The 1062-nt window shown below is 64.4% G+C and carries 3 pseudogenes; 1 reads left to right on the top strand and 2 read right to left on the bottom strand.

The features are described from left to right. Positions 1 to 118: 118 nt before the first annotated feature. A pseudogene (locus tag OC184_RS20690) lies at positions 119 to 205 on the top strand (IS5/IS1182 family transposase); the annotation flags it as partial. A 234-nt stretch (positions 206 to 439) separates the two neighbouring features. On the opposite strand, the pseudogene OC184_RS20765 reads toward OC184_RS20690, so the two are convergent. Next, a pseudogene (locus OC184_RS20765) lies at positions 440 to 798 on the bottom strand (transposase); the annotation flags it as partial. Continuing rightward, a pseudogene (locus OC184_RS20760) lies at positions 794 to 988 on the bottom strand (IS110-like element ISMmg1 family transposase); the annotation flags it as partial. The pseudogenes OC184_RS20760 and OC184_RS20765, both read right to left, overlap by 5 nt. Positions 989 to 1062: the final 74 nt, after the last annotated feature.

Below are 1062 nucleotides of genomic sequence, written 5' to 3'. Positions count from 1 at the left end.
TGTCCGCGAGTGGTTCGCAGTCCGCAATCAGTTCGCCATAACGTTTAGCGAACGCTTCGACGCTTGAGTGTCCCAAACGGCATGGACCGGGCCAGATACACAAAGTTCAGGACACTCCCAGACAATCATGATCGATGCAACCTGTCTGAAGGCGCACCGCACGGCTTGCAGCCTGCGTGCCAAAACGTATAGCCCGCCCCGTCTGCAAGCGGCAGTTTCTGATGACATGATCAGTCTGCACGGACGTATCCGGCATGTCGGCACAAAGGCCGCCAGGATGGAGATCCGCGCGTCACGATCCTCATGAAGGGCCGGCCTCGGCGGGTCATGTTTCGCCGGAGGTTCTTGCAACGCCGATCAACTGTCAGGCCATCCTCCTTCCACCACTCGCAGCGTGCTGCGCCCGGCTGTGCTCAAGACGGGCGCGTGTTCCTCGGCCGGCCGCGTGCGGCACGGCTTCATGGTTCCGCCCGTGCCGCAGAAGCGCCCGGACAGTGCGGGCCATCTGGGCGGCAGGGGCGAGGACAGCGACGTGGGGATGGGCGCGCACAAGCAGCGCACGCAGCCAAGCGCCCATGGCGGAATTCGCCTGTGCCAGAGTTGGCATGGCAGATCCCGCGCCCTGGGTCAGCATCTTGCGCAGGTATCGACTGCCACGCTTCGTGATCCCGGGCAATTTCGGCTTGCCTCCTGTGGGCGCCTGCCTGGGCACCCGGCCTCCACGCAACCAGATCGCGTCCCTCTTGAGCGTCGCGGCGTTGCCGACAGCGGTCCCAATGCGGTGGCATTCAGCATGCCCCAGTGCTGCCGGCGTCCGTTCCATGTGACGGGCGCCGCAACACGCTTCCATAGCCACGATGCAGGCCGGCAGCTTCGACGCGAAGGCGATAACGCCGTCACCACGCATTCGCCGTCGCATCACCACCGCCCCCGCCCTGTCGAGACCGGCGATGCTGCAGCTGTTCTTGCCCAGGTCGATGCCAACGATCACAAGGCTCATGATTCGCTCCTTCCTCCATCGAACACCGACATCCTGCACAAAGACCGCCGGGAGGGACGGAC

It is taken from the genome of Paracoccus rhizosphaerae, from assembly GCF_026162645.1.
Taxonomy (GTDB): Bacteria; Pseudomonadota; Alphaproteobacteria; order Rhodobacterales; family Rhodobacteraceae; genus Paracoccus; species Paracoccus rhizosphaerae.
This window is presented reverse-complemented; position numbering and strand designations above follow the sequence as displayed.